This is a genomic window from Streptomyces sp. NPDC053474, from assembly GCF_044544845.1.
Lineage (GTDB): Bacteria > Actinomycetota > Actinomycetes > Streptomycetales > Streptomycetaceae > Streptomyces.
On sequence record NZ_JBITXV010000007.1, the window covers coordinates 1 to 25,037 of the forward strand.

The window sequence follows — 25,037 nt, forward strand, 5'->3', positions numbered from 1 at the left end:
CTGGCTGTGGCCGCAGTCCGACAGCGACCACCACACTCAGCGCGCAAAGACCCCCCCCCCGGCCCCCCCCCCCCCCCCCCCCCCCGGCCCCCCCCCCCCCCCCCCCCCCCCCCCCCGCCCCCCCCCCCCCCCGGGGGGGGGGCCCCCCCACGCCTTACGCGAGTCCGGGACCGAGGCCTAGAGCCCCTGCCACGCGGGCTTGTTGGCGTACGTGTGCCGGAAGTACTCCGCCAGCTTCAGCTTGGACGCCGCGGCCTCGTCCACCACGACTGTCGCGTGCGGGTGCAGCTGCAGCGCCGACGCGGGCACGACGGACGCCACCGGCCCCTCGACCGTGGCCGCCACGGCGTCCGCCTTGCCCTCGCCCGTCGCGAGCAGCACCAGGTGCCGCGCCTCCAGGATCGTGCCGATGCCCTGCGTGATGACGTGGTGCGGGACCTGGTCGATGTCCCCGTCGAAGAACCGCGCGTTGTCCACGCGGGTCTGCTCGGTCAGGGTCTTGATCCGCGTCCGCGAGGCCAGCGACGAGCAGGGCTCGTTGAACCCGATGTGCCCGTCCGTGCCGATCCCGAGCAGCTGGAGGTCCACCCCGCCCGCCTCGGCGAGAGCGCGGTCGTACGCCTCGCAGGCGCCCTGGACGTCCTCGGCGCTGCCGTCAGGACCCATGAAGGCCGACTCGCTCAGACCGAGCGGCTCGACGACCTCCCGGAGCACCACCGAGCGGTACGACTCCGGGTGCCCGACCGGAAGCCCGACGTATTCGTCGAGCTGGCAGATCCGCGCCCGCGCCACGTCCACGGCACCGCCGCGGACCTTGGCGGCCAGGGCCTCGTAGATGGGCAGCGGGGTCGAGCCGGTGGCGACACCGAGCAGGGCGTCAGGCTTGCGGCGCACCAGGGCGGCCATGGCCTCCGCGATGAGCTCGCCGCCTGCCTTGGCGTCCGGGACGATGACAACTTCCACGCTGGGCCTGCCGATCTGGAGAAGGGGGACGGTGTGGTATAGACCAATCTAGCAGAGCTGCCCCCAGGGAGCGCAGCCCTCTCACACCCATGCTTCCGGCTCCCCACCCACCACGCCCGGCGAACGGGGCCCGCCTTCGGGGACGCCCCGGGGCGAGAGCGGACCGCCTTGGCTGGGCTCGGCGGAGCCGGGGCCCGTCCGGGCGGGGGGGCTTGTCTGGACCTGCCCGGGCCGAGGGCGCCGGACCTTGAAGCCCGCCGGGCCCTCCGTCCGGGCGGGGGTGGCTTGCCTGGAGCCCACCCGGGCCGAGGGCTTCGCGTCCCAGGCCCACCGGGGCCCCTGGGGCCTCGGGGTCTCGGGGCAGCGCACCTGAAGCCCACAGGGGCGCGGCGGTAGCGGAGCCCGAGCCCTGCCCGGAGCCCGGGGCTGCGTGCCCGAAGCTCGCCGGGGCCCGAGGGCGGCGTGCCGGGGGCTGCTGGGCCGCCCCTCCCGGACTGGAGCCCCCCTCCGGCCCCGAGGGCGCGGCGCCCCAAGCCCACCGAAGTCCGCCCGCGGGGCTTCGGGCAGCGCACCTGAAGCCCACAGGGGCGCGGCGGGTAGCGGAGCCCGAGCCCTGCCCGGAGCCCGGGGCAGCGTGCCCGAAGCTCGCCGGGGCCCGAGGGCGGCGTGCCGGGGGCTGCTGGGCCGCCCCCCCCCGGACTAGGGCCACCCCGGGGCCCGAGGGAGCCGCGCCCCAAGCCCACCGGAGCTCGCCCGAGCCCGCCGGGCCCCGGGGCACCTGCCCGAGCCCCCCAGGGCTGGAGCCCCCCAGACCCCAGGGCGCCACGCCCTGCGCCCACCGAGCCCGCCCGGCCCCAGGGCACCTGCCCGAGCCCCCGAACAAGGAGCGCTCCCGGCCGGGAGCGAGCAGAGTGGTACGCATGACCGTGCCCCCCTCCTCCCCGTACAGCGAGCAGCCGGGCCGCATCATGTCCCGGGAGATGGCCGAGCAGCCCGACGTGCTGCGGCGCATCCTCGACGTCGGCGCTACCGGGATCCGCCGGACCGCCGAGGAGGTCGCGGCGAAGCGCCCCCGCTTCGTGCTGCTCACCGCCCGCGGCACCTCCGACCACGCCGCGCTCTACGCCAAGTACCTCCTCGAAGTCCGTCTCGGCCTGCCCTGCGGGCTGACCTCCATGTCCACCACCACGGCCTACAGCGCCAAGCCCGATCTCCGGGACGTCCTCGTCATCACCGTGAGCCAGTCGGGCGGCTCCCCGGACCTGGTGGCCTCCACCCAGGCCGCCCGCGAGGCCGGGGCCGTCACCCTCGCCGTCACGAACAACCCGGACTCGCCCCTGGCGGCCGTCTCCGAGCACCACATCGACATCCTCGCGGGCCCGGAGAAGGCCCTCCCGGCGACGAAGACCTACACGGCGTCCCTGCTCGCCCTGTACCTCTTCGTCGAGGGCCTGCGCGGGAGCGACGGCGGCCAGGCCCGCGCCCTGCCCGGCCTCGCGGCGGACCTCCTGGCGCGCCAGGAGGAGATCCGCACCCTCGCCGCGCGCTACCGCTTCGCCGAACGCATGGTGATCACCTCTCGCGGCTACGGCTACCCCACCGCCAAGGAAGCCGCCCTGAAGCTGATGGAGACCAGCTACATCCCCGCCCTCGCCTACTCCGGCGCCGACCTCCTGCACGGCCCCCTCGCCATGGTCGACAACATCTCGCCGGTCATCGCGGTGGTGACCGACGGCAGGGGAGGGGAGGCGCTCCAGCCCGTCCTCGACCGGCTGCGCGGCCGTGGTGCCGACCTGGTGGTCATCGGCCCCAAGGCCCAGGTCGAGCAGGCGTCCGCCGGATTCGTCCTGCCGACGGAGGACGTGGCCGAGGAGCTTCAGCCGATCCTGGAGATCATCCCCCTGCAACTCCTCGCCTACGAGGTCACCATCGCCCGCGGCCAGGACCCCGACGCGCCGAGGGCGCTGGCGAAGGTGACGGAGACCCGCTGACTGCCCGAGGCCCCGCCGAGACCGAGACCGGGTCGGGACCGCTGCTGGGGCTGGAGCCGGAGCCGCTCAGGCCAGCGAGCCCCCCGTGGCGTCGAGCCACTGGCCCGTCACCCAGCGGCCGTCCGGCGAGGCGAGGAAGGCGACCACGTCGGCTATGTCCTCCACGGTGCCGACCTTGCCGAGGGCGGACAGCGCCGCCGCACCCGCCCACGCCTCCTTGTTCTCCTCGCCGCGCAGCCAGGCGGCGTTGACGTCCGTGTCCACGACGCCCGGGGCGACCGAGTTCACCGTGATGCCCCGGGGGCCGAGGACCTTCGACAGGTTCCGGGTGAAGACGTCCAGGGCGCCCTTCGTCATCGCGTACGTCATGATGTCCGGCATGACGGCGGCGCGGGAGACGCCGGACGAGATGTTGATGATCCGGCCGCCGTCGCGCAGGCGCTCCGTGCCGAGCTGCGTGATGAAGTACGGCGCCTTGGCGTTCACCGCGAAGAGCCGGTCGAACTCCGCCTCGTCGGTGTCCGCGAAGGGGCGCGACGTGCCGATCCCCGCGTTGTTCACCAGGATGTCGAGGCCGTCGGCGTGCGCGTCGAACGCCGACCACAGCGCCTGAGCGTCTCCCGGCGTCCCCAGCCGCGCGCCGATCGCGAACGCCGAGCCGCCCGCCCGCTCGATCGCCGCCACCGTCTCCTTCGCGGCCGCCGCGTTGCTGCCGTAGTGCACGGCGACGCGGGCGCCGTCCCGGCCGAGCCGCTCGGCGATCCCCCGCCCGATGCCCCGGCTGCCGCCCGTGACGAGCGCGGTCCTTCCCGCGAGCCGTCCCGCCGCCGGTGTGCCCGGCGGTGTGCCTGCCGGTGTGCCTGCCGGTCCGCTCGCCCCCGGCGCCGTCTCCCCGAGACCCGTCCCCGTCTCGTTCCCCTTCAGCGCACCCATGACCAGGCGCCCCCCTCTTTCTCTAGCGGTCGCTACATAAAGACCGTACCCGATCTCCCTCCCTCTTTTCTAGCGCCCGCTATAGAATTTTTCCCATGGCGACGAAACAGCGAGGCAGGCCCCGCTCCTTCGACCGTGAGACGGCCCTGGAGAAAGCCCTGCGCACGTTCTGGGAGCAGGGGTACGAGACGACGTCCGTGTCCGACCTGACCCGCGAGCTCGGCATCGGCGCGCCCAGCCTGTACGCGGCCTTCGGCGACAAGCGGACCCTGTTCGCCGAGGTCCTCCAGCGCTACGCCGTCTCGTACGGAGCCTTCGGCGCCCGTGCCCTGGAGGAGGAGTCGACGGTCCGCGCGGGCGTCGAGCGCATGCTGCGCGAGGCGGCCGCGGAGTACACGGACCCGACGCATCCGCACGGCTGCCTCGTCATCCACGCCGCGGTCAACTGCGCGACGCCCGAGGTCGAGCAGACCCTGCGCGACCAGCGCAACGCGAACGTCGCCTCGTTCGAGGACCGCATCAAGGCGGCCGTCGCGAGCGGCGAGCTGCCCCGGGACACGGACACGGCGGCGCTCGCCCGCTATGTGGGCGCCGTCCTGCAGGGCCTGTCCCAGCAGTCGAGGGACGGCGCCACCCGCGAGGAGCTGGAGGCCGTCGCGGAGCTGGCGATGCGGGCCTGGCCGGTGCCCGAGGCGGCGGCCTCCACGCGCTGAGTCGGCGGCCTCCACGCGCTGAGTCGGCGGCTTCCGCGCGCTGAGCCGTCGGGCTCCGCGTACCGACTCGGCGCGTTCCGCATGCCGGGACCGCGTGCCCCAGGCCCCCACGCGCGGCACGGCAACAAACATCTCCCCGTACGTAGACAGACGAGAATGGTCTAGTCCACAATGCGGGGTACAAGCTCCGCCCTCCCCGCACAGGAGAGCGGTGACCGAGGAACCGGCGCTCTCTGCCCTGACCGCGTCGGCTTCTCCCGAATCGGCGGCCGCTACCGCACAGTCCGGCTGTCGATGCACCAAAGGGCTGCGGTGTTGGGGACGGGTTGAGGGTCCCGCCCTGGCGCCGCGGCCCGTCGGGGCCCCTGCCGCCCTCCCGCGCGCGGGGGAGCGGACCCCGGGCCCCGCCCGGACCGCCAGGTACGCTCGCACACGTGCCCTCCATGAACGACCTCGTACGCCAGCACACAGCCCTCGGCGACTCCGACCTCGAGTGGCTGCACCTGCTGGTCTCGGAGTGGCAGCTGCTCTCCGACCTGTCCTTCGCCGACCTCGTCCTGTGGGTCCCCACACGCGACGGCACCCGCTATGTCTCCGTGGCGCAGATGCGGCCCAACACCGGCCCCACCTCCTACCAGGACGACATGGTGGGCCACCTCGTCCCGCGCGGCCGCCGCCCGCTCCTGGACGCCGCCCTCGACGAGGGCCGCATCGTGCGCGAGGGCGACCCGGAGTGGCGCGAGGAAGTCCCCGTGCGGGTCGAGTCCATCCCCGTACGCAGGGAAGGGCGCGTCCTCGGGGTCATCGCCCGCAACACCAACCTGCTGACGGTGCGCACCCCTTCACGCCTGGAGCTCACCTACCTCCAGTCGGCCTCCGACCTGGCGCAGATGATCGCGGCGGGCTCCTTCCCGTTCCCCGACCAGCAGGTCGACATGGACGCCTCCCCGCGCGTGGGGGACGGTCTCATCCGCCTCGACGCGGACGGCATCGTGCAGTACGCGTCGCCGAACGCCCTGTCCGCGTACCACCGCCTCGGTCTCGCCGCCGACCTCGTGGGCCATCACCTCGGCAAGGCGACCGCCGAACTCGCCCCCTCCCGGGGGCCGGTGGACGAGGCGCTGATCAAGCTCGCCAGCGGCTGGGCGCCCCGCGAGTTCGAGATCGAGGGCGGCGACGGCGTGATCCAGCTGCGCGCCATCCCGCTCAAGCCCAAGGGCCCGCGCATCGGTTCGCTCGTGCTCCTGCGGGACGTCACCGAACTGCGCCGCCGCGAGCGTGAGTTGATCACCAAGGACGCCACCATCCGGGAGATCCACCACCGGGTGAAGAACAACCTCCAGACGGTCGCGGCCCTGCTGCGCCTCCAGGCGCGCCGCATCGACTCCGTCTCGGGCCGCGAGGCGCTCGAAGAGGCGGTCCGCCGCGTGGGCTCCATCGCCATCGTCCACGAGACGCTCTCGCAGAACCTGGACGAGCGCGTGGAGTTCGACGACATCGCCGACCGCGTGCTCGCGATGGTCGCGGAGATCTCGCCCGGCAAGGTGACGGGCCGCCGCACGGGCCGCTTCGGCATCCTCGACGCCGAGGTCGCCACTCCGCTGTCGATGGTCCTCACCGAGGTCCTGCAGAACGCCCTGGAGCACGGTTTCCGCGAGGGCGACACCGGCACCGTCGAGGTGTCCGCGGTGCGCGGCGGCACCACCAAGGAGGCCCGCCTGCTGATCACCGTCCAGGACGATGGCGTCGGCCTGCCGGAAGGCTTCGATCCGCATCGTGCGGGCAATCTCGGTCTGCAAATCGTCCGCACCCTTGTCGAGGGCGAACTGGGCGGCACGTTCGACATGGTCCGCGCCCCGGAGCGCGGTACGCGCGTCGTCCTGGACCTTCCGGTACGCGCCGACAAGTGACGCCGGGGCCCATCGGCAAAGCCCCCGAAGGAGCGCCACTGCGGAAGCCGACACCGCGCGCGGCGGGAATCCCGGCCCGCGCGCACAGCGAGAAGCCCCGGACCGTGTGGGTCCGGGGCTTCTCGTTCACGTTGCGATGCGCACCGGGGGTACTGCGCGGCTGCGGCTCGGGGGCGGGGGGTGCGTACGCGCTGTACGCGCCGCCGGGCTCAGGCTCGTGGGGCGTGGGCGTCAGGCGCTGGCCTGGCGCGCCCGGTTGCGGGCGGCGCGGCGCTTCATCGCGCGGCGCTCGTCCTCGCTGAGGCCACCCCAGACGCCGGAGTCCTGGCCGGACTCGAGCGCCCACTGCAGGCACTGCTCAATGACAGGGCAGCGACGGCAGACGGCCTTGGCTTCCTCGATCTGCAGCAGCGCAGGACCGGTGTTGCCGATGGGGAAGAACAGCTCGGGGTCTTCCTCGCGGCAAACGGCGTTGTGACGCCAGTCCATGGCTGCTACCTCTCCTTGGGTCTTACATGCAGGGTGCTTGTGAATGTGAACGCTTTCACGAATCCCTCCGCGCGGGAAGGGCCGACTCCCAGTTGCCTGGTGTGGACCTTGTGGTGAGAGGAGGGGTTCTGGCGGTCTGTAGAGGCCGGTGTTGCGGGCCGTCCCGATCGCCACCTAGAGATTCGCAAACCTCGGCGGCGGATACAACCCCTTCCGGAAAGTTTTTTTTGATTCCTTAGTGTCGACTGGGTCACAGCCGTACTTCCATGGGGTGGATCCTGGCCTAAACGTTCGAGTGAAAGGACTTTAGGCCCTTCCACTCACACAATCACACGCAGTGCGCGGCGTACGCCTGTGAACGTCACGCTCGTCCGCAGCCCCAGGTGGTCGCCGTCCATCTGGAGGGGCAGAGGCGCCTTCGAATGCAAGGTGAAGTCCGTCAGGTCGTGCAGCGAGACCGCGTTCTTCCCGTGCGGTCCCCGCTCGGGGGTCGAGCGCAGCAGCTGGGCGCCGTAACGGGCCACCGAAGCGGTCGAAAGGCGCTTCAGTCCGAGGACGTCGAGACCGGTGTCGAACGACGCCTTCGGGGAGGCGTACAGGGGGCGATTGCCCAGGTAGGACCAGGGGGAGGTGTTGCAGACTATGGACATCACGAGGTCCGTCACCGGCTCCTCGCCCGCCCGCTCCAGGGTGATCGCCCCGTGTCGGCGGTCGCTCTCGCCGAGGAACTGGCGTACCACCTGGCGCACGTAAAGGGCGTGCGTCGATTTCTTGCCTCGCTCGCGGTGCTGTTCGACGCGGCCGACCACGCCCGCGTCGAAGCCGAGCCCGGCCGCGAAGGTGAACCAGCGCGCCGGGACCGCCTCGTCCTCGGTCCCCGGAGTGCCCGAGACCCGGCCGAGGCTCACCGTCCGTTCGCTTCCCTCACGCAGTGCGTCCAGGATGGCGCCGGTCGCCTCCACGGCGTCGTTCGGCAGCCCCAGGGCGCGCGCGAACACATTGGTCGAGCCCCCGGGGACGACGGCCAGGCGGGGCAGGTCCTCCGGAGAGGGGCCGTTGTGCAGGAGACCGTTGACGACTTCGTTGACGGTGCCGTCGCCGCCGAGGGCGACGACCAGCTCGATGTCCTCGCTCTCCGCGGCCTGCCGACCGAGGTCGCGGGCGTGACCGCGGTACTCCGTAGTCACCGCTTCCAGCTTCATCTCGCTCGCCAGCGCGTGGATCAGTACGTCACGCGTGCGCGCACTGGTGGTAGTAGCCGCCGGATTGACCACGAGGAGAGCACGCATGCGCAGCAGACTACCTAGCGGTCTTTACCCGGCCCAGACCGAGGTCTCGCCCGGGCCTCACCCACGGTGCCCGCCTCGGCGCCGCCCGCGGCTACCCTCGATGCGTGAGCACTGAGCCGAAGACCACCCCTGAAGCCCCGGAAACAGGGCCGCGTCCCGGGCGCCTGACGGCCGCCGCGGCGCTCGCCGCGCTGGAGGGCCTGGCCCTCGTCGTCGGCGGTGCGTACATGCTCGTGATGGGCCTGGCGGGCGATCCCGACAACCCGCGGCAGGCCACGACCGGCGGGGTCACACTGATCGTCCTCGCGCTGCTGCCGCTGATCGCCGCGCGCGGCCTGCTGCGGCTGCGCCGGTGGGCCCGGGGGCCCGCGATCATCACGCAGATCATGGCGCTACCGGTGGCCTGGCAGCTGCTGCAGGCCGACAGCGCGATGATCCCGGGCGGCATCGCGCTCGCGGCGATCGCGATCGCCACGCTCGTCCTCCTCGTGAACCCCGCGGCGACCGAGGCGCTGGGCATCGGCGGGCCCGGCTCCGTACAGGAAGACGGCAAGTAGCCACGGCCCCCTCGCCGGGGCGGTGAGCCGCGGCCCCCGCGTGCGGCGCGTCCCCGCGCGCGGGGACGGTCACTCCTCCACGAGGAGCTTCTCCCGCAGCTGAGCCAGGGTGCGGGCGAGCAGCCGGGAGACGTGCATCTGGGAGATGCCGACCTCCTGGGCGATCTGCGACTGCGTCATGTTGCCGAAGAAGCGCAGGAGCAGGATCCGCTTCTCCCGGGGCGGCAGGTCCTCCAGGAGCGGCTTGAGGGACTCGCGGTACTCGACGCCCTCCAGGGCCTCGTCCTCGGCGCCGAGGGTGTCCGCGACGGCCGGGGACTCGTCGTCCGTGTCCGGGACGTCCAGGGACAGCGTGGAGTACGCGTTGGCCGACTCCAGGCCCTCCAGGACCTCCTCCTCGGAGATCGCCAGCTTCTCGGCCAGCTCGTGCACGGTGGGGGAGCGGCCGTGCAGCTGGGAGAGCTCGGCCGTCGCCGTCGTCAGGGCCAGGCGCAGCTCCTGCAGCCGCCGCGGGACGCGCACGGCCCAGCCCTTGTCGCGGAAGTGGCGCTTGATCTCGCCGACGACCGTCGGCGTCGCGTACGTCGAGAACTCCACGCCGCGGTCCGGGTCGAAGCGGTCCACGGACTTGATCAGGCCGATCGTGGCGACCTGCGTCAGGTCGTCCAGGGGTTCGCCGCGGTTGCGGAAGCGGCGGGCCAGGTGCTCCACGAGGGGCAGGTGCATGCGGACCAGCCGGTTGCGCAGCTCCGCGTACTCCGGGCTGCCGTCCGTCAGCTCGCGCAGTTCCACGAACATCGCCCGCGCGCCGCTGCGGTCCTGTGGATCGTGCCGGCTGTGCTGCTCGTGCTCGCTCATCGTCCCGCCCGTCACCAGCCGCCGCCCTTCTGGGGTCGCGCCCCCAGTGCTGGACGCCCGGGGGGACCCCCTGCGTGCGGCGCCTACTCGGTCCTTTCGCCCCCCGCCCGGGCCGGACGGCCCGTGGAGCCCGTCCTCGGCGGTCGGCTCTGCCTCATCCGGCATCGCTGTCTTCTCGGCCACTGTCAGCGGACCCGGCTGCTCCGGGTCCTGCGGGTGGGGCCTCGCCTGCTGCTCGGGGATGCCTCCGGGGGCAGGCCCCGGCTCCGTAGGACCGCCGCGCCCCGCGACCGGGCGCGTGCCGCCCCTGCCGCGGCCGGGCAGGCCGTGGGTGCCGTGTTTGCCGGGTGTTCCGCGCTCTTCGTCCCGCACCGGCCCGTCCCCGTTCCTCACGCCGGCCCGGGTCCCGCGCCGCGTTGTTTGTAGAGGCTGATCGAAACGGTTTTGTCGTCGCCGACCGAGGAGTCGACCTTGCCCGCGAGGGCCGAGAGCACAGTCCAGGCGAAGGTGTCCCGCTCCGGAGCGCGGCCGTCGGTGGTGGGGGCCGACACGGTCACCTCCAACGAGTCGTCGACGAGCCGGAAGACGCAGCTGAGCACGGAGCCGGGCACGGCCTGCTGGAGCAGGATCGCGCAGGCCTCGTCGACCGCGATGCGGAGGTCCTCGATCTCGTCCAGGGTGAAGTCCAAGCGCGCCGCGAGGCCGGCCGTGGCCGTACGCAGCACCGACAGGTAGGCACCCGCAGCCGGAAGGCGGACCTCTACGAAGTCCTGATTCCCGGGCTCGCCTGCGATCTGGGACACCCTCACCTCCAAGGTGGTACAAGCACTTTCGGGGCTCCGGGGCCGCTCTCCGGCGGCCCGGACTGCGTCACTCGGGTAACGCACCTCGTCTTTCAGCGGTGACGCTACCGCGCTGCTCAGTTCCGTGTCCCGGGGCCCCGCCCCGTTGCTGTCACTCATAGTAAGCCTACGGGTACGGACAGTGGCTAGGGGTTTCGCGGGCCCAATTGGAAAGAACGAGCGTCGGGTTGACGTACCCAGGCCTCAGACGATCGAACCGTCGACAAAGCACCAACGCCAGCTTTCACCCGGCTCGAAGGACCGCATCACGGGGTGACCGGTCTCCTTGAAGTGCGCCGTCGCGTGCTGGAAGGGGGAGGAGTCGCAGCACCCCACGTGCCCGCACGTCAGGCACAGCCGCAGTTGCACGGGGTGGCTGCCCGCCGCGAGGCACTCCGGGCAGGTTGCGCCCAGCGGCTCGGGTTCGGGGTGGGGCAGCGCGCTGACGTGCGGACACTCGTTCATGATGGCCAGGTTACGACGGGCGAGCGGACGGCGGAGGGCCTTGCCATGGACGTACTGCCACTGGTGGCGTTGATCGCGGCGAGCGCCGCCGTAGCGGGTGCGGCGCGCCGCACCCCGGTGCCCGCACCGCTGCTCCTGGTGGGCGTCGGACTGATCGCGGCCTATCTGCCCGGGGTGCCGGACTACCACCTCGATCCGCACATCGTGCTGCCTCTCGTGCTGCCGCCGCTGTTGCACACGGCCGCCCTGGAGAGCTCGTATCTGGACCTGCGGGCCAACGTGCGGCCCGTGGCGCTGCTGTCCGTCGGTTACGTTCTGTTCGCGACGGTCGTCGTCGGCTGGCTCGCGTACCTGCTGATCCCCGATCTTCCGCTGACCGCCGCGCTCGTCCTCGGGGCGGTGATCGCGCCGCCGGACGCCGTCGCCGCCACCGCGATCGCGCGGCGGGTGGGGCTGCCCTCGCGCATCACCACGATCCTCCAGGGCGAGTCCCTGGTGAACGACGCGACCGCGATCACCGCCTACAAGGTGGCGCTCGCGGCGGCCGTCGGCGAGGGTGCGAGCTGGGCGGGCGGCATCCGGGAGTTCCTGGTGGCCGCGGTGGGCGGCGTCGGCGTCGGCCTCCTTCTGATGGTGCCGATCCACTGGCTGCGCACCCACCTGAAGGAAGCGCTCCTGCAGAACACGCTGTCGCTGCTCATCCCCTTCGTGGCGTACGCCGTCGCGGAGCAGGTGCACGCCTCCGGAGTGCTCGCCGTGGTCGTGGTGGCCCTCTACTTGGGGCACCGCTCCTGGCAGGTCGACTTCGAGACGCGGCTCCAGGAGGCCGCGGTGTGGCGGGTCGTCGGCTTCCTCCTGGAGTCGGCGGTGTTCGCGCTCATCGGCCTCCAGCTCCCGATCGTCCTCAGGGACCTCGGGGAGTACAGCGTGGGGCAGGCCGTCTGGTACGCCCTGGGGGTCTTCGTCCTCGTGGTGGTGGTGCGCTTCGCGTGGTCCTATCCGGCGACGTACCTGCCGCGTCTGGTGTCGCCGCGGATCAGGGAGCGCGAGAGCGAGACGGACTGGCGGCGCCCGCTGGTCGTCAGCTGGGCCGGGATGCGAGGTGTCGTGTCGCTGGCGATCGCGTTCTCCATCCCGCTCGTCATGGACGACGGCGAGCCCTTCCCCGCCCGCAACCTGGTGCTCTTCCTGACCTTCACGACCGTCATCGGCACCCTCGTGGTGCAGGGGCTCTCGCTGCCGTGGCTGATCCGGGTGCTGCGGCTGCCCGGCCCCGACGCGCGGGCGCAGACGCTCGCCGAGGCACAGGCGCAGAACGCCGCCTCACAGGCCGCGGAGGCCCGTCTGGACGAACTGATGGCGGACGAGCGCAACCGCCTCCCAGGGCCCCTCCAGGACCGTCTGCGCACGGTTCTGGAACGGCGCCGCAACTCCGTGTGGGAGCGGCTCGGCCAGCCCAACCCCGTGACGGGCGAGACCGCGGACGACACCTATCGCAGGCTCGCGCGCGAGGCCATCGCCGCCGAGCGCGAGGTGTTCGTCCGGCTGCGGGACGAGCGGCGCATCGACGACGAGCTGTTGCGGACGCTGCTGCGGAAGCTGGACCTGGAGGAGGCCGCGGCCTATCGGGAGGTCGAGGAGTGAGCCGGGCCCGGCACGGGCGGCGTGCCGGTGACGACGGCCGTGACCGTGGTCCCGGGGGCGAAGGCGCCCTCTTCGGAGAGGGCGGTCAGCGCGTACAGGAGCTTGGCCACGTAGACGCGCTCCACGGGGAGGCCGTGCCGGTCCTCGAAGTCGTCGGCGAAGGCGGTGAGGGCGTCGGTGACCCGGGCGTAGCCGCCGCAGTGGAAGCGCTCGTCGAGGCTCCAGTTGGGTGTGGGGGAGCCGAGGGCGGCGTCCTGGAGCCGCCGTATCTCCTCGCCCAGGAAGCCGCCCTTGAGGACGGGTATGCCGAGGGCGCGCTGCCCCGGGGCGAGGCCCGCCGCCAGGCCCGCGAGGGTGCCGCCGGTGCCGCAGGCCACGGCCGCGACGTCCGTGTGCCCGCGCAGCTCCGCGCCCAGAGCCGCGCAACCGTGCACGGCGAGGGCGTTGCTGCCGCCTTCGGGGATGACGTACGCCTCCTGCGTGGCGGTCGCGCGCTGGAGGGCGGCCAGGACGGCGGGCTCGTGCTTGCGTCGGTACGTCGACCTGTCGACGAAGTGCAGCCGCATGCCGTCGGCCGCGCACTGGGCGAGTGACGCGTTGAGGGGGCGGCCCGCCAGCTCCTCGCCGCGGACGACGCCGACGGTGGCGAAGCCGAGCAGTCGGCCCGCGGCGGCCGTGGCCCGCAGATGGTTGGAGTAGGCCCCGCCGAAGGTCAGCAGGGTGTCGTGGCCCGCCGTCCGCGCCCGCTCCAGGTTCAGGACGAGCTTGCGGTACTTGTTGCCCGGCAGGGCCGGGTGGATCCGGTCGTCGCGCTTGAGGAGGAGGCGGACGCCGTGCGCGGCGAAGCGGGGGTCGGTGACCGGCTGGAGGGGGGTGGGCAGCCGGGGCGTGAGGGCGGGCGGGGTGGGCGGCACCCCGCCATTGTCCCTCTGCCTCTCCTCGGGGTTACTTCAGACGCTCGTGGATGCGGGCCCGCATCGCGTCCATCGTGAAGCCCTTGGGGTCTATCTTTCCAGGCTGCCACTCCAGGTGCCCGATGACCGAGCGGGCCGTCCACTCGTGGTGGCGGCAGATCGCCGCGGAGACCCTTTCGACGGCCTCCAGCTGAGCCTCGGTCCAGGGGTCCTCGCCGTCGCCGAGGTTCTCGCACTCGAAGCCGTAGAAGTGGCGGTTGCCGTCCGTGTTGGCCTCGTTGTCCGGAGGCAGGGCCTTCTCGGCGATGACGGCGCGCAGCACGTCGTCATCGCCGAGGCCCGCGTGGTTGGCGCGGCCGTAGCCGATGAGGTGGACGGTGCCGTCCTTGGTGATGACGCCGTGGCACAGGGGGCCCGGCAGGCCCTCGTAGCCCTCGCGGCAGATCCGTACGGTCTTCTCGGCGCCGGACGTCACCGTGTGGTGGATCATCACGCCGTGCACCGGCCCCCAGGGGCCCTTGTGGTTGCGGTTGTGCGTGCGCCAGTCGCCAACTTCGACGACTGTGACGCCTTCGTCGCGCAGTGCGTCCAGGAATCTGTTCGCGGACATGGGTGTGGCCATGGCCGCCTCCTTCGGGGAACGCGACGGCCGCCCGTCGCGGTCCGCCTCGTACGCAGCTTGTACCGAACAGCAGAGGCCCGAACTACCTGTTCGGCGGCTGTTCGGGCCACTGTGCGAGCTGATTCGGTCAGCTACGGAGACGCCGCTCTACGCGGAAGACGATCAGGCGCGCAGGAAGCCGTCGCCGTGGGTCGCGATATGGGCCTCCAGGGCCGTGAGGGCCTGCTGGGTGGCGTCGGGGGTGCCGCTGCCGCGGCGCTCCGCGTAGTACGCCGCGCCGAGCTGCTTCAAGAGGTCGTTGCCCGCGCGCTGGGCCTGGACCTCGTCGATCTTCTGCTTGCCTTGGTTGAGCCCCTGCTGCACCTGTTCTCTTGCGCGGTCCAGGAAGCCTGCCATGTGCTTTCTCCTGACGGTTGGTGCGCTCGCTGCGTACGTGTGGTGCAACGAGCGCGCGGATCTTGCAGTTCCCCTCCCACCGTCCTACGCGGCCAGCTTGCGCATCAGACGGACTCCTTGGGCTGCCGACAGGTGCGGCAGATATGCCTTGCCGATCGCGCGCGTGATGCTCGGGAGCGCCGCGGGATCGGGGTAGCACATGTACATCGGGTGGTACTCGGGCTGGAACTTGGCCTTGAAGTGGAGCAGGGAGCGGAAGCCGTATACGGGCTCCAGGGCGCGGCCCGCGTGGTCGAGGAGCCGTTGCAGCGCGGCGGTGGGCTTTGCGGCGTCGGCGCGGGCGAGCGGAGCGCCCGACAGGCTCAGGAACTGGGCTCCTTCCTCCTGGAACCCCAGTGCGGCGGACGCGATCAAGAACTCCATCACACCCCGGAACCCGTCCGACCGCCTCCGCATGAAGTCAAGGGTCCATCCCACGGGTTGGCCTGAATCGTATGCCCCGTTTGCTCCATGGACGGGCATCCAGCTCGTCACGCCGTGCACCGTGCGGTCCTCGTCGACCGCCAGGAGACAGCGCACGTGCGGATCGTCGAGTTCGGCGAGGCCCCCGAGCGTGAAGCCCATCTCCGGCAGCCCCTTGTCGGCGACCCACTCCTCGGAGATCGAGCGGATCTGGTCCGTGAGGTCCAGGGGCGCCTCGGGGAAGACGTGCCACTCGGCGGTGATGCCCTGCTTCTTGGCCTTGTTCAGGGCGGTGCGCACGTCCTGCCACTTCTTCCCGGTGAACGTGAGGCCCGGCAGCGGTACGACGGTGTCCTCGGCGACCTGCACCGCGCTCCAGCCGAACGCGTCCGTGCGGGCCTTGGTGGTGGCGGTGACGCTGTAGAAGCACGGGGTCAGGCCGTGCTCGTCGCAGAAGGCGGCGAACCCCTCGACCGCGTCCCCGCGCGCGGAGGGCACACCGAACGGGTCACCCGTGGTGAGCGCGACCGTGGACCGCACCCGGTAGGCGACCGCGGCCCTGCCGTCGTCGGTGAACCAGTAGTCGTTGCCGTCCCACATCGCCAGGTACGACAACGTGCCACCGCCCTGCGTGGTAAGCAGGGCACGCGCGCGTGCCGCCGCGCCCGCGTCGTGGTGTACCGAAGGCCGTCGGAACGCCACGAAGAGGGCGACCAGGGCGACCGCCCAGAAGACCACGCCGCAGTACTCGTACAGGGTCAGTGCCGTGCCGCCGACCGGCACCGGGGAGCTGCCCCTGAAGAACAGCGGTTCGTAGCTGGGCGGCAGGAACTGCGCGGGCAGTCCCGCGACGAGCCGCCCGAAGGTGGCGTCCGGGGTGAACTGGTCGCGCACCGCGTAGCCGATGCCTACGTAGGCGGCGCAGCAGAGCAGCAGCGTCCCGCCGATGACCCCGGTCAGCGTCGTCACGGCGGTGCGGCCGAGGCGCTGGTCGAAGCGTCGGCGGGTCCCCAAGAGCAGCACCAGCACGAACAGCGGGAGCAGCGCCTGCTCGACCACCGCCTGGACCATCGCCGCCTTCCGGTCGGCGGCGTCGCTCCCTTCGAGGACGTAGTGGCCGGGGTGCGCGGTGATGTCGCTCAGGAGGTACGCCATGAGGCCCAGCCACACCAGGTGCGCGGCCACCGCGATCCGCCAGGCGGGCCGCAGCCCGCGGCGCAGTCCTTCGGCGAGGACGAGGAGCAGCAGGGGGATGGCGACGCCCATGAGCATCGCCGGAGAGCCGTAGAAGTGGTCCTGGGCGCGCACGCGGTCGCAGTCGGGGCCGCGCCCGGCACAGGCGTCGGCGATCTCCTGCGGGCCCGGCCCTCCGGAGACGTACAGGTCGAGCACGTCGAAGGGGCCGAGCGCGTCCCTGTAGAGGGTGGCGATCAGGGGGCCGAGGGCCGAGGCCGCGACGACGAGGGCCACCAGGACGCGGCCCTCGGTGTGCGAGGCGTGGGGGACGCGCAGCCGGTGCGCGTCCCGGTGCGCGAGCGCGCCCAGGGCGAGGCCCACGACCGTGCCCGCGAACCGCAGCACGTCCTGGAGGTGTCCTACGTAGAGGGCGAGCATCAGCGGGAACACGATCAGCGCGAGCTGGAGCCTGCGCCGCCACAGGGCGCTGAGCCGGAAGCTCAGGAAGGCGCCTACCGCGCAGGCCGCGATGCCCGGTGTCGCGGTGAGCTCCTGGGCGAGCGCGGTCGGCCAGTCGTCGTCCGCCAGCTCGCCGACCTTGACCGCGCCGGTGCCGAGCAGCGAGCCGAGCACCTGGCCGACGACGAGGAGCACGGCGGTGGGCACGGAGCCCAAACGGACCTCGGTGGCCGGGCCGATCAGCAGCAACAGCAGTGTGGACCCCACGTAGTTGCCGATTCCCGAGCACCACAGGATCGAGGTGAGGGGCGTCCACCAGCGGCCGTCGGCGAGCGCGGGCACGCCCACGCCGACATCGGAAAGCAGCCTGTCAGCGGGCCCTCCGCCGAGGCTGCCGGTGAACAGACCGACGGCCCACAGGGCCACGACGAGGAACACCGTCACGGGCGCGTGGCTCACCGGCGCGAAGGCGCGTTTGGCGGCGCGCAACCAGCGCAGGGTCCCCCGCTCGCCCGGCGGCGCGAGCGGTGGCCGCGGCGCCGGCTCCGTGGCGGCGGCGCCCGCCGGGCCCTCGGGGGTGCTCATTCACCGAGCGCATCAGGAGGCCGCCGCGGGCACATCCGGGGCTGAGCCGAACGGGTGAGTAACGCCCCGACACCGACCTTGGACGAACGTACGAAGGATCGCACCTGGTAAACGGCAGCGTGCCCCGTCCACCCCGATCCATTCCCGCTCGTTTGTGTAATGGCGCCCGTACTCGCCGTGCTGAAAGGCTGACGAACGCACGCCATTACTGGATCGGGAGGGCATTGTCCATGTCGGTAGGCGAAGAGATCCGTACGGACGAAGGCAGGCCGCAGCAGAGTCTCGGCACTTCTGCCGCGCGGAATCTGGCCACCACCACCAAGTCCGCGCCGCAGATGCAGGAGATCAGCTCGCGCTGGCTGCTGCGGATGCTGCCCTGGGTCCAGGTGCAGGGCGGCACGTACCGAGTGAACCGAAGGACGAGTTACTCGGTCGGTGACGGCCGGGTCACGTTCATCAAGACCGGGGACCGGGTCGAGGTCATCCCGGCCGAGCTCGGCGAGCTGCCGGTGCTGCGGGACTTCGAGGACCAGGACGTGCTCGCGGAGCTGGCACAGCGCTGCCAGCAGCGGGAGTTCGAGGCCGGCTCGGTCCTCGCGTCCTTCGGCAGCCAGGCGGACGAGGTGTTCCTGCTGGCTCACGGCCGGGTCGAGCAGATCGGCACCGGCCCCTATGGCGACGACACGGTCCTCGCCACCCTTGCCGACGGCGCCTACTTCGGTGACCACGCGCTGATTGACGCGGAGTCCATCTGGGAGTACACCGTCCGCGCGGTGACCGCGTGCACGGTCCTCGTGCTCCCGCGCCAGGACCTGGAGCAGGTCGCGGAGCGCTCCGACGCCCTGCGCACCCACCTCCAGGGGCTGCGGTCCATTCCCTCCCAGCGCACCAACGACTACGGAGAGGCGGCCATCGACCTGTCCGCGGGCCACGTCGGCGAGGCCGTCCTGCCCGGCACCTACGTGGACTACGAGGCGCGGCCGCGCGAGTACGAACTGAGCGTCGCCCAGACGGTCCTGCGCATCCACACGCGCGTGGCGGACCTCTACAACCAGCCGATGAACCAGACCGAGGAGCAGCTGCGCCTCACCGTGGAGGCGCTGAAGGAGCGCCAGGAGCACGAGCTCATCAACAACCGCGAGTTCGGACTGCTCAACAACTGCGAGTACGACCAGCGGATCCAGCCGCACGACGGCGTACCCAGCCCGGACGACCTGGACGAACTGCTCAGCCGCAGGCGTGGATCCAAGCTGTTCCTCGCCCACCCCCGGGCGATCGCCGCGTTCGGCCGCGAGTGCAACAAGCGCGGGCTCGTCCCGGAGACCATCGACATGTCCGGACACCGCATCCCCACCTGGCGCGGTGTGCCGATCTTCCCGTGCAACAAGATCCCGGTGACCGAGGCCCGCACCTCCTCGATCATCTGCATGCGTACGGGCGAGGACGAGCAGGGCGTCATCGGGCTGCACCAGGCGGGCATCCCGGACGAGATCGAGCCGAGCCTGTCCGTGCGCTTCATGGGCATCAGCGAGCAGGCGATCATCTCCTACCTGGTCTCGACGTACTACTCCGCCGCCGTCCTGGTCCCGGACGCCCTCGGCGTCTTGGAGAACGTCGAGATCGGCCGCTGGAGGTGACCCGCCGCCCCTGCCCGTGGCGACAGGGCCGCCGTCCGTGTCCCTTGCAGCGGCGCCGGGCGCACCCGTCCCGCACGCGCCCGGAGACCAAGGACCGGCCACCGTCCGCCTCCACGCCGGAGTAGGTCCATGACGGACACCACGGACGTGACGGAACGCGTGCGGGCACCCCGGAGCCACGGCCCTCCGGAAGGGGGCGAGGCGGCGGACCTCCTCGCCGTGGCCCGCGGGTGCGTCGACCCGGAGCTGCGCCGTGCCGTCGAGTCGCTGCCCGGTTCGATGCGCCGCGTCGCGCTCTACCACTTCGGCTGGGAGCGCGCGGACGGCACGCCCGCGACGGGAGACGCGGGCAAGGCCATCCGGCCCGCGCTCGTCCTGGCCGCGGTGCGGGCGCTGGGCGGCGATCCGCGCGCGGCCGTCCGGGCGGCGGCAGCCGTGGAGTTGACTCACCACTTCACGCTGCTGCACGACGACGTGACAGACCGGGGCGCCACCCGCAGACAGCGCCCCACCGTGTGGACCGTGTTCGGCGACGCCGACGCGATCCTCGCGGGGGACGCGCTCCAGGCCCTGGCACAGCGGCTGCTCGCCGAGGACCCCCACCCGCGGGCCCCGGTGGCGGCCGCCCGCCTGGCCGCCTGCGTCGTGGAGCTGTGCGCCGGGCAGCAGGCGGACTGCGCCCTGGAGCGGCGTGCCCCCGGGGAGGTCTCGCTCGCCGAGTGCCTCGCCCTGGCCGAGGCCAGGACCGGGGCGCTCCTCGGCTGCGCCTGCGCGATCGGGGCCGTGTACGCGGGCGCGAGCGTGGAGACCGCCGATGCCCTCGACGGGTTCGGGAGGCAGGCCGGGCTCGCCTTCCGGCTCATCGACGACGTGATCGGGATCTGGGGGGATCCCGCACGGACGGGCAGGCCCGTGTGGGCGGACCTGGCGGCCCGCAGGAGGTCGCTGCCGGTGGTCGCCGCGCTCGCCTCCGGCACCCCGGACGGCGCCGCTCTGGCCGCACTGTACGGCCGGAGGGCGCGGGCGGGAGACCTGGACCGGATGGCCCGCGCGGTCGAGGGCGCCGGAGGGCGGGACTGGGCGCAGGCGCAGGCCGCCGACCGGATGTCCCGGGCGCTGCAGGAGGTCGCCCGCGCGGTCCCGGACCCCGAGCGGGCGGGGGGTCTGCTGACGCTCGCGGAGTTCGTCACCCGCCGATCCCACTGACGACCGGTCCGAGGGGGGGTGCCCGGTGGGTGGGGGTCCGTCGTGCCGCGCCATGCGGCCCGCGGCCCCCCGCCCGCCGGGCGTTCGGACCGCCGTACCGCCGCGTCGCCCCGTACGAAACGATCACTTAGGCTGCAACCGGCAGCGCGGGGGGAGGAGTTGACGGTGAAGGGGTGGGGTCGTGGGCGTGGCGATACGGAGAGCGGTCGAGCGTGACCGGGCGGACGTCGTCCGGCTGATGAACGAGTCGTTCCACCGGGACCCGGTGAGCAGCTGGCTGTTCCCGGACGAGGAGCGTCGGCGGAGCAGGCACGGCGCGCTGATGAGCGCCTTCCTCGATCTCGCGTTCGCGGAGGGGTACGTGGACATCGCCGAGGACGGCTCGGCGGTGGCGCTGTGGTGGTCGGTTCCCGCGGGCGCGGGACACGGGGACGGCGCGCCCGAGGACGGGCCCGCGCGGCTCCGGGAGGCCGTCGACCCGGCGAACGAACGGGTGGAGGTGATCGGCCAGTTGACGTCCGACATCCATCCGACCGACCGGCCGCACCAGTATCTGCACATGATCGCCGTGCGGCCCGACCGGCAGGGGCAGGGGCTCGGCACGGCGCTCGTCACCTCCGTACTCGAACGGTGCGACCGCGACGGGCTGCACGCGTACCTGGAGGCGAGCAACGCGCGCAGCCGCGCGCTGTATCTGCGCCTCGGCTTCACCGATCTGGGGGAGGCGCTCGACCTCCCGGACGGGCCCACGATGTGGCCCATGTGGCGCGAGCCGAAGGCCTCCTGAACCTACGGAAGCGGCCCTCCGTGAGCGCTCACCCGCCGTCTTGGAAAGGTTCTGGCTTGCGCAAGCTCACCTACTTCGTCGCCGTCTCGATCGACGGTTTCATCGGTGACCCGAGTGGAGACGCCAACTCCTACATGGCGTACGTGGACGAGGAGTTCCTGGAGTTCCTGAAGACGGAGTATCCGGAGACGATCTCCGTCGCCGGTCGTCGCGTCCTCGGCTTCGACGGAGTGCCGAACCAGAAGTTCGACACCGTCATCCAAGGCATGAACACCTACCAGGTCGGCCTGGACGAGGGCATCCCCAGCCCGTACGCGCATCTGCGCGAGTACGTCGCCTCGCGCAGCCTGGGCACGGCGCCCGACCCGAACGTGCAGGTCATCGCCGATGACCTCATCGGCAAGGTCCGCGAACTCAAGGCCGAGGACAGCGACCTCGACATCTGGCTGTGCGGAGGCTCGCAGCTCGCGGGCCTGCTGCGCGACGAGATCGACGAGCTCGTTCTGAAGACGTATCCGGTGCTGCTCGGCTCCGGCATGCCGATGTTCGCGGGCGTGGAGTCCGCCGTCAGCGGCTTCGCCCTGACCTCGTGCCGGGTCTTCGGCAACGGAGTCGTCGTGCGGACCTACGCGCGCCGACCCGCGGACGGGTGACCCTCCAGCCGCAAGCAGGAGTCCCTCAGGCTGTGCGACCCTCGTACATCGCCATATCCTGGCTTTATGGGCACTGATGGGAGCCGGTCCGTCCCGCGTCCCGAGGGTGAGCACGCTTGCCCCAGCTGTGGACGGCAGGTCGGCACGGCCGTCAAGCGGCGCAAAGTGCTCGGGGTCTTCGTCCCCGTTTGGGGACCGGCCCCGTGCCACAACCCCGCGTGTGACGCGTGCGTCACCGAGGAACAGTCCGAGGACCGGGGCCGACGCGGCCACAAGGGCAGGCGGCGGGGCGCTCCCCCGCAGAAGGCGCGCCCTCGGGCGCCCGGGGACGCCGGGGCCGACACCAAGTCGGTCGTGGAGACGGAACCGGACCCCGGCGCCTGAGCCGTCGGCCCCCGGGAAATCCGGTGGGGCCGCTGGGTCCACAACTAGCTGCCGCACCCCAACTGACCTGCGCGGACGGCCGATTGTCAGTGGTCGCCGATAAGGTCTTTGGCATGAAGGTCACGTGGGGGAAGCGGTGGGCCGCCGTGCTCGTGGCGGTGGCGGTCCTCGCCGGGTGTGGGGGCGGAGGCGACGGCCGGGACGGGGCCGGAGCGTCGGCCCGTGGCGCTCGGCTGTCCGGAGCACCCGAGGTCGACTCGGAGCGTGACCTTCCGGAACTCCCGCTGGACCGCTACGAGTTCAGTCGGCGCGACTACGACCGACAGGAGGCCGCCACCCTGCGCCTCACCCAAGTCTGCATGAAGTCCTACGGCTTCGCCGACTTCCCCCTGCACTGGCGCGAGCGCGATGCCACCCTGGGCAGCGTCGCCGTCGGGGCGGTCATCTCGACCACGCTCACCGGCTCGCTCGACCTGGACCGGGCCCGGCGTCTGGGGTACGGCGTGGATGGCGACGCCCTGAAGGAGTACCGCGAGCGGCGACTCTCGAAGGGGCGCCTGGTCACACAGGACGAGTACGCGGTCCTTCGCGGCGTGGGCCCAGGCCCGAGCGGCGGCGGTTTCAAGGTCAACGGCCGGAAGGTGCCGAGCGGCGGCTGCTCCCAGCGCGGCGCGCGGCAGCTGTGGGCCGACGTCAAGGACGAGCCGCGCATGACCTGGTACGTCACGAAGCGCCGCGCGGCTCTCGACAAGGCCGTCGCCAAGGACCGGCGGATGCGACGTGCCCTCGACGTCTGGGCCGACTGCGTCGAGGACAAGGGCTTCGCCCGCTACGCCAGCCCGGAAGCCGCCTTCCGGGACAAGGCGTGGCGGCGCGGCGGCGACGGGCGGACCGGGCACACGCCCCGGGAGCGCGCCACGGCCGTCGCCGACATCGAGTGCAAGCGCGAGCACAACACGGCGGGAGTGTGGTGGACCGTGGCCGCCGAGAAGCAGCGGTACGACATATCCCGGCACAAGGCGTCGTACGACGAGGTCCGTGCTGACCTGGACCGGGTGCGGGCGGCGGTGCGGAGAGCACTCGCCTAGCGGCCGGTCACCGCGGGCGGCGCGCCCGGTGCCTGGCCACCGCGTCGTTGTTGGCACACCGCACCGAGCAGTACGCGCGGCGACCCGCGCGCGAGGTGTCCACGAAGGCGCGGCCGCAGCCCGCGCGGGCGCAGCGGCCCAGGCGGCGCGCGTCCGCGTGGCACACGATGTACGCGAGACCGGCCGCCGTCAGGGCGCGGACGTGGGCCGCGGGGTCGGCGCCGGGCGCGCTGTAGTGGAAGTGCGGGGTGCCGTCGTGCAGGGCGATGTACGGGCGGCTCGACGCCTCTTCGAGGAGCCGGTTGACGCGGGCGCAGCGCTCCGCGAGGTCCTGCGGGCCGAAGCAGTCGGCGAGGCGGAGGGCCCAGGCGCGGAGGTCCCGCCGCTGCGCGGGGCCGAGCGCGTGCTCCACGACGCCGTGCGCGGCAAGCAGGACGGACAGGTCGTCGGCCGGGGCCGTGGCGCCGGGGGCTGCGCTTCTCGGCCCCGCGTCGCCGGGGCTGGCGTCGCCCGGCTCCGCGCCACCCGGACCTGCTCCATCCGGACCTGCGTCGCCCAGATCCGCGCTGCTGGGGCCCGTGCTGCTCGGGCTCACGCCACCCAGCTCCGCGCCGCTCGGGTTCGCGCCGCTCGGGTTCGCGCCGCCCGGGCCCGCGCCGCCCGGGCCCGCGCCGCCCGGGCCCGCATACGCGTTCACCAGGTCCGCGGCGAGCAGTGCGGCCTCGCCTCCGTAATGGTTGAAATGCATAAGGGCATGACATCACGCTGGGCCCATGGGGAACACTCGCGCCGCGCGCGGCGCCCTTGGTCTGGTGCTCGCGCAGGTGGTCAGCCTCCAGGCGGGCGCGGCGGTCGCCAAGGCCGCGTACGGGCAGGTGAGCCCGACCGCTCTCGCGGGCATGCGGCTCGGGTTCGCGGCCCTCGTGCTGGGGTGCGTGGTGCGGCCCCGGCCCCGGCGGTTCACGGCCGAGCGGTGGTGGGCCGCCGTGGGGCTCGGCGTGGTGCTCGCTGCCATGAACACGGCGTACTTCCAGGCCATCGGGAAGCTGCCGCTCGGGGTCGCCGCCACCCTCGAACTGCTCGGGCCGCTCCTGCTCGCCCTGGTGCTCTCGCGCAGCCCGGCCCAGCTGTGCGCGGGGCTCCTCGCCCTCGCGGGGGTCCTGCTGCTCGCGGCGCCGGGCGGGGCGCTGCCGGTCGCGGGGCTCGCGCTCGGCGCGCTCGCCGCGGGTTGCCGGGCCGCGTACGTGGTGCTCAACCGGCGCGTGGGGCGGCTCTTCCCGGACTGGTCCGGGCTCACGGTGGCGCTGGCGGTGGGCGCGCTGCTCCTGGTGCCGGTCGCGGCGTTCACCGACGGCGCGGCCGTCGCCCGGCACCCGGGCGTCCTCGCCACCGGCCTCCTCGTCGCGCTCCTCTCGTCCCTGATCCCGTACTCGCTGGACCTGCTCGCCCTGCGTCGCATCGGCGTCCGCGCCTTCGGCGTCCTGCTGGCCCTCGGGCCCGCGGCGGGCGCGGCCGTCGGCTTCGCCGCGCTCGGGGAGCGGCTGAACGCCCGGCAGTGCGGGGCGGTGGCGCTCGTGGTGGTGGCCTGCGCGTGGGCGGTGTGGTCGGGGGACGGGGGCCGCACGGCCAGGGGCGAGGGCCGCGTCACCGAGGCCGGAGGCCGTGCCGTGGCGGGCGAAGGCCGCGCCGAGGTCGTCCGCCGCCCGGCCCGGAGCGAGGGCCGTGCCACGGACGCCGGGGGCCGTGCCACGGAAGCTGGAGGCCGCGCCACCGAGGCCGGAGGCCGTGCCGCGACGGGCGATGACCGCGCCGAGGTCGTCCGCCGCCCCGCCCGGAGCGAGGGTCGCGCCACGGAAGCCAGAGGCCGCGCCACCGACGCCGGAGGCCGCTCCGCCAGGAGCGGAGGCCGTGGTGCCGAGGCCGGAGGCCGCCCCGCCGCAAGCGAAGGCCGTGGTGCTCAGGAGTGAGGCCGGGGCGGTTGCGGGGCCGGGCCCCTCGCGCGTACGGGCTCACC

At 72.8% G+C, this 25,037-nt stretch carries 23 protein-coding genes; 11 read left to right on the top strand and 12 right to left on the bottom strand.

The genetic code is table 11. The features are described from left to right. Positions 1 to 177: 177 nt before the first annotated feature. On the bottom strand, positions 178 to 963 hold the full coding sequence (gene nagB, locus ACIG3E_RS17705; RefSeq protein WP_399616799.1) for a glucosamine-6-phosphate deaminase: 786 nt from the start codon (positions 961 to 963) through the stop codon (positions 178 to 180). 920 nt (positions 964 to 1,883) lie between these two features. Here nagB and ACIG3E_RS17710 point away from each other — a divergent pair. Beyond that, positions 1,884 to 2,954 (top strand): SIS domain-containing protein, encoded by a 1,071-nt coding sequence (locus tag ACIG3E_RS17710; RefSeq protein WP_399616802.1) that lies wholly within the window; start codon positions 1,884 to 1,886, stop codon positions 2,952 to 2,954. 66 nt (positions 2,955 to 3,020) lie between these two features. Here ACIG3E_RS17710 and ACIG3E_RS17715 read toward each other — a convergent pair whose 3' ends face one another. After that, complete coding sequence (locus tag ACIG3E_RS17715; protein WP_399616805.1) at positions 3,021 to 3,887, bottom strand: SDR family oxidoreductase; 867 nt, start codon at positions 3,885 to 3,887, stop codon at positions 3,021 to 3,023. 95 nt (positions 3,888 to 3,982) lie between these two features. On the opposite strand from ACIG3E_RS17715, the gene ACIG3E_RS17720 reads away from it, so the two are divergent. Next, positions 3,983 to 4,600, top strand: coding sequence for a TetR/AcrR family transcriptional regulator (locus tag ACIG3E_RS17720; protein ID WP_399616808.1), 618 nt, complete (start codon positions 3,983 to 3,985; stop codon positions 4,598 to 4,600). Positions 4,601 to 5,043: 443 nt separating this feature from the next. Further along, a complete protein-coding gene (locus ACIG3E_RS17725) occupies positions 5,044 to 6,510 on the top strand; it encodes a sensor histidine kinase (protein WP_399617790.1) in 1,467 nt (488 codons plus the stop codon). A gap of 231 nt (positions 6,511 to 6,741) precedes the next feature. On the opposite strand, the gene ACIG3E_RS17730 is transcribed toward ACIG3E_RS17725, so the two are convergent. Both ACIG3E_RS17730 and ACIG3E_RS17735 read right to left on the bottom strand, forming a co-directional pair. Beyond that, positions 6,742 to 6,999, bottom strand: coding sequence for a WhiB family transcriptional regulator (locus ACIG3E_RS17730; RefSeq protein WP_003992873.1), 258 nt, complete (start codon positions 6,997 to 6,999; stop codon positions 6,742 to 6,744). A gap of 320 nt (positions 7,000 to 7,319) precedes the next feature. Further along, positions 7,320 to 8,288: a diacylglycerol/lipid kinase family protein gene (locus tag ACIG3E_RS17735; RefSeq protein WP_399616810.1), complete on the bottom strand. Its 969-nt coding sequence runs from the start codon at positions 8,286 to 8,288 to the stop codon at positions 7,320 to 7,322. 104 nt (positions 8,289 to 8,392) lie between these two features. On the opposite strand from ACIG3E_RS17735, the gene ACIG3E_RS17740 reads away from it, so the two are divergent. Beyond that, complete coding sequence (locus ACIG3E_RS17740; RefSeq protein ID WP_138961724.1) at positions 8,393 to 8,845, top strand: hypothetical protein; 453 nt, start codon at positions 8,393 to 8,395, stop codon at positions 8,843 to 8,845. A 69-nt stretch (positions 8,846 to 8,914) separates the two neighbouring features. On the opposite strand, the gene ACIG3E_RS17745 is transcribed toward ACIG3E_RS17740, so the two are convergent. The 3 genes from ACIG3E_RS17745 to ACIG3E_RS17755 form a co-directional block, all read right to left on the bottom strand. Continuing rightward, positions 8,915 to 10,096, bottom strand: coding sequence for an RNA polymerase sigma factor SigF (locus ACIG3E_RS17745; RefSeq protein WP_399616812.1), 1,182 nt, complete (start codon positions 10,094 to 10,096; stop codon positions 8,915 to 8,917). Beyond that, on the bottom strand, positions 10,093 to 10,506 hold the full coding sequence (locus ACIG3E_RS17750; RefSeq protein WP_138961726.1) for an anti-sigma regulatory factor: 414 nt from the start codon (positions 10,504 to 10,506) through the stop codon (positions 10,093 to 10,095). Before ACIG3E_RS17750 ends, ACIG3E_RS17745 begins: the two co-directional genes overlap by 4 nt. Positions 10,507 to 10,749: 243 nt before the next feature. Continuing rightward, entirely contained in the window at positions 10,750 to 11,010 is a 261-nt protein-coding gene (locus ACIG3E_RS17755) for a UBP-type zinc finger domain-containing protein (protein WP_399616815.1), read from the bottom strand. 45 nt (positions 11,011 to 11,055) lie between these two features. Between ACIG3E_RS17755 and ACIG3E_RS17760 the strand changes: the two genes are divergently transcribed. Beyond that, positions 11,056 to 12,654 carry a Na+/H+ antiporter gene (locus ACIG3E_RS17760; protein ID WP_399616817.1) on the top strand — a complete coding sequence of 533 codons (1,599 nt, stop codon included), beginning with the start codon at positions 11,056 to 11,058 and terminating at the stop codon, positions 12,652 to 12,654. On the opposite strand, the gene ACIG3E_RS17765 is transcribed toward ACIG3E_RS17760, so the two are convergent. From ACIG3E_RS17765 to ACIG3E_RS17780, 4 genes are all read right to left on the bottom strand, one after another. After that, entirely contained in the window at positions 12,633 to 13,568 is a 936-nt protein-coding gene (locus ACIG3E_RS17765; protein WP_399616819.1) for a 1-aminocyclopropane-1-carboxylate deaminase/D-cysteine desulfhydrase, read from the bottom strand. The two genes, ACIG3E_RS17760 and ACIG3E_RS17765, sit on opposite strands and share 22 nt — an antisense overlap. 31 nt (positions 13,569 to 13,599) lie before the next feature. Further along, a complete protein-coding gene (locus tag ACIG3E_RS17770) occupies positions 13,600 to 14,190 on the bottom strand; it encodes an N-acetylmuramoyl-L-alanine amidase (protein ID WP_399616821.1) in 591 nt (196 codons plus the stop codon). A gap of 162 nt (positions 14,191 to 14,352) precedes the next feature. Then, entirely contained in the window at positions 14,353 to 14,586 is a 234-nt protein-coding gene (locus tag ACIG3E_RS17775) for a hypothetical protein (RefSeq protein WP_242722809.1), read from the bottom strand. Between the two features lie 84 nt (positions 14,587 to 14,670). Then, a complete protein-coding gene (locus ACIG3E_RS17780) occupies positions 14,671 to 17,268 on the bottom strand; it encodes a phosphatidylglycerol lysyltransferase domain-containing protein (protein ID WP_399616825.1) in 2,598 nt (865 codons plus the stop codon). A gap of 230 nt (positions 17,269 to 17,498) precedes the next feature. On the opposite strand from ACIG3E_RS17780, the gene ACIG3E_RS17785 reads away from it, so the two are divergent. The 5 genes from ACIG3E_RS17785 (at position 17,499) to ACIG3E_RS17805 (ending at position 23,023) form a co-directional block, all read left to right on the top strand. Next, the gene (locus ACIG3E_RS17785; protein ID WP_399616828.1) at positions 17,499 to 18,905 is read left to right on the top strand and encodes a family 2B encapsulin nanocompartment shell protein; all 1,407 of its coding nucleotides are present in this window, start codon (positions 17,499 to 17,501) and stop codon (positions 18,903 to 18,905) included. 129 nt (positions 18,906 to 19,034) lie between these two features. Continuing rightward, positions 19,035 to 20,111 (top strand): family 2 encapsulin nanocompartment cargo protein polyprenyl transferase, encoded by a 1,077-nt coding sequence (locus ACIG3E_RS17790; RefSeq protein ID WP_399616831.1) that lies wholly within the window; start codon positions 19,035 to 19,037, stop codon positions 20,109 to 20,111. 181 nt (positions 20,112 to 20,292) lie between these two features. After that, positions 20,293 to 20,898: a GNAT family N-acetyltransferase gene (locus tag ACIG3E_RS17795; RefSeq protein WP_399616834.1), complete on the top strand. Its 606-nt coding sequence runs from the start codon at positions 20,293 to 20,295 to the stop codon at positions 20,896 to 20,898. 56 nt (positions 20,899 to 20,954) lie between these two features. Continuing rightward, complete coding sequence (locus tag ACIG3E_RS17800; protein WP_399616837.1) at positions 20,955 to 21,551, top strand: dihydrofolate reductase family protein; 597 nt, start codon at positions 20,955 to 20,957, stop codon at positions 21,549 to 21,551. A 497-nt stretch (positions 21,552 to 22,048) separates the two neighbouring features. After that, positions 22,049 to 23,023: a hypothetical protein gene (locus tag ACIG3E_RS17805; protein WP_399616840.1), complete on the top strand. Its 975-nt coding sequence runs from the start codon at positions 22,049 to 22,051 to the stop codon at positions 23,021 to 23,023. 7 nt (positions 23,024 to 23,030) lie between these two features. Here the strand turns inward: ACIG3E_RS17805 and ACIG3E_RS17810 are convergent, their stop codons facing one another. After that, positions 23,031 to 23,771 (bottom strand): CGNR zinc finger domain-containing protein, encoded by a 741-nt coding sequence (locus tag ACIG3E_RS17810; protein WP_399616842.1) that lies wholly within the window; start codon positions 23,769 to 23,771, stop codon positions 23,031 to 23,033. A gap of 25 nt (positions 23,772 to 23,796) precedes the next feature. Between ACIG3E_RS17810 and ACIG3E_RS17815 the strand changes: the two genes are divergently transcribed. After that, positions 23,797 to 24,990 (top strand): EamA family transporter, encoded by a 1,194-nt coding sequence (locus ACIG3E_RS17815; RefSeq protein ID WP_399616845.1) that lies wholly within the window; start codon positions 23,797 to 23,799, stop codon positions 24,988 to 24,990. The last annotated feature ends 47 nt before the right edge of the window (positions 24,991 to 25,037 follow it).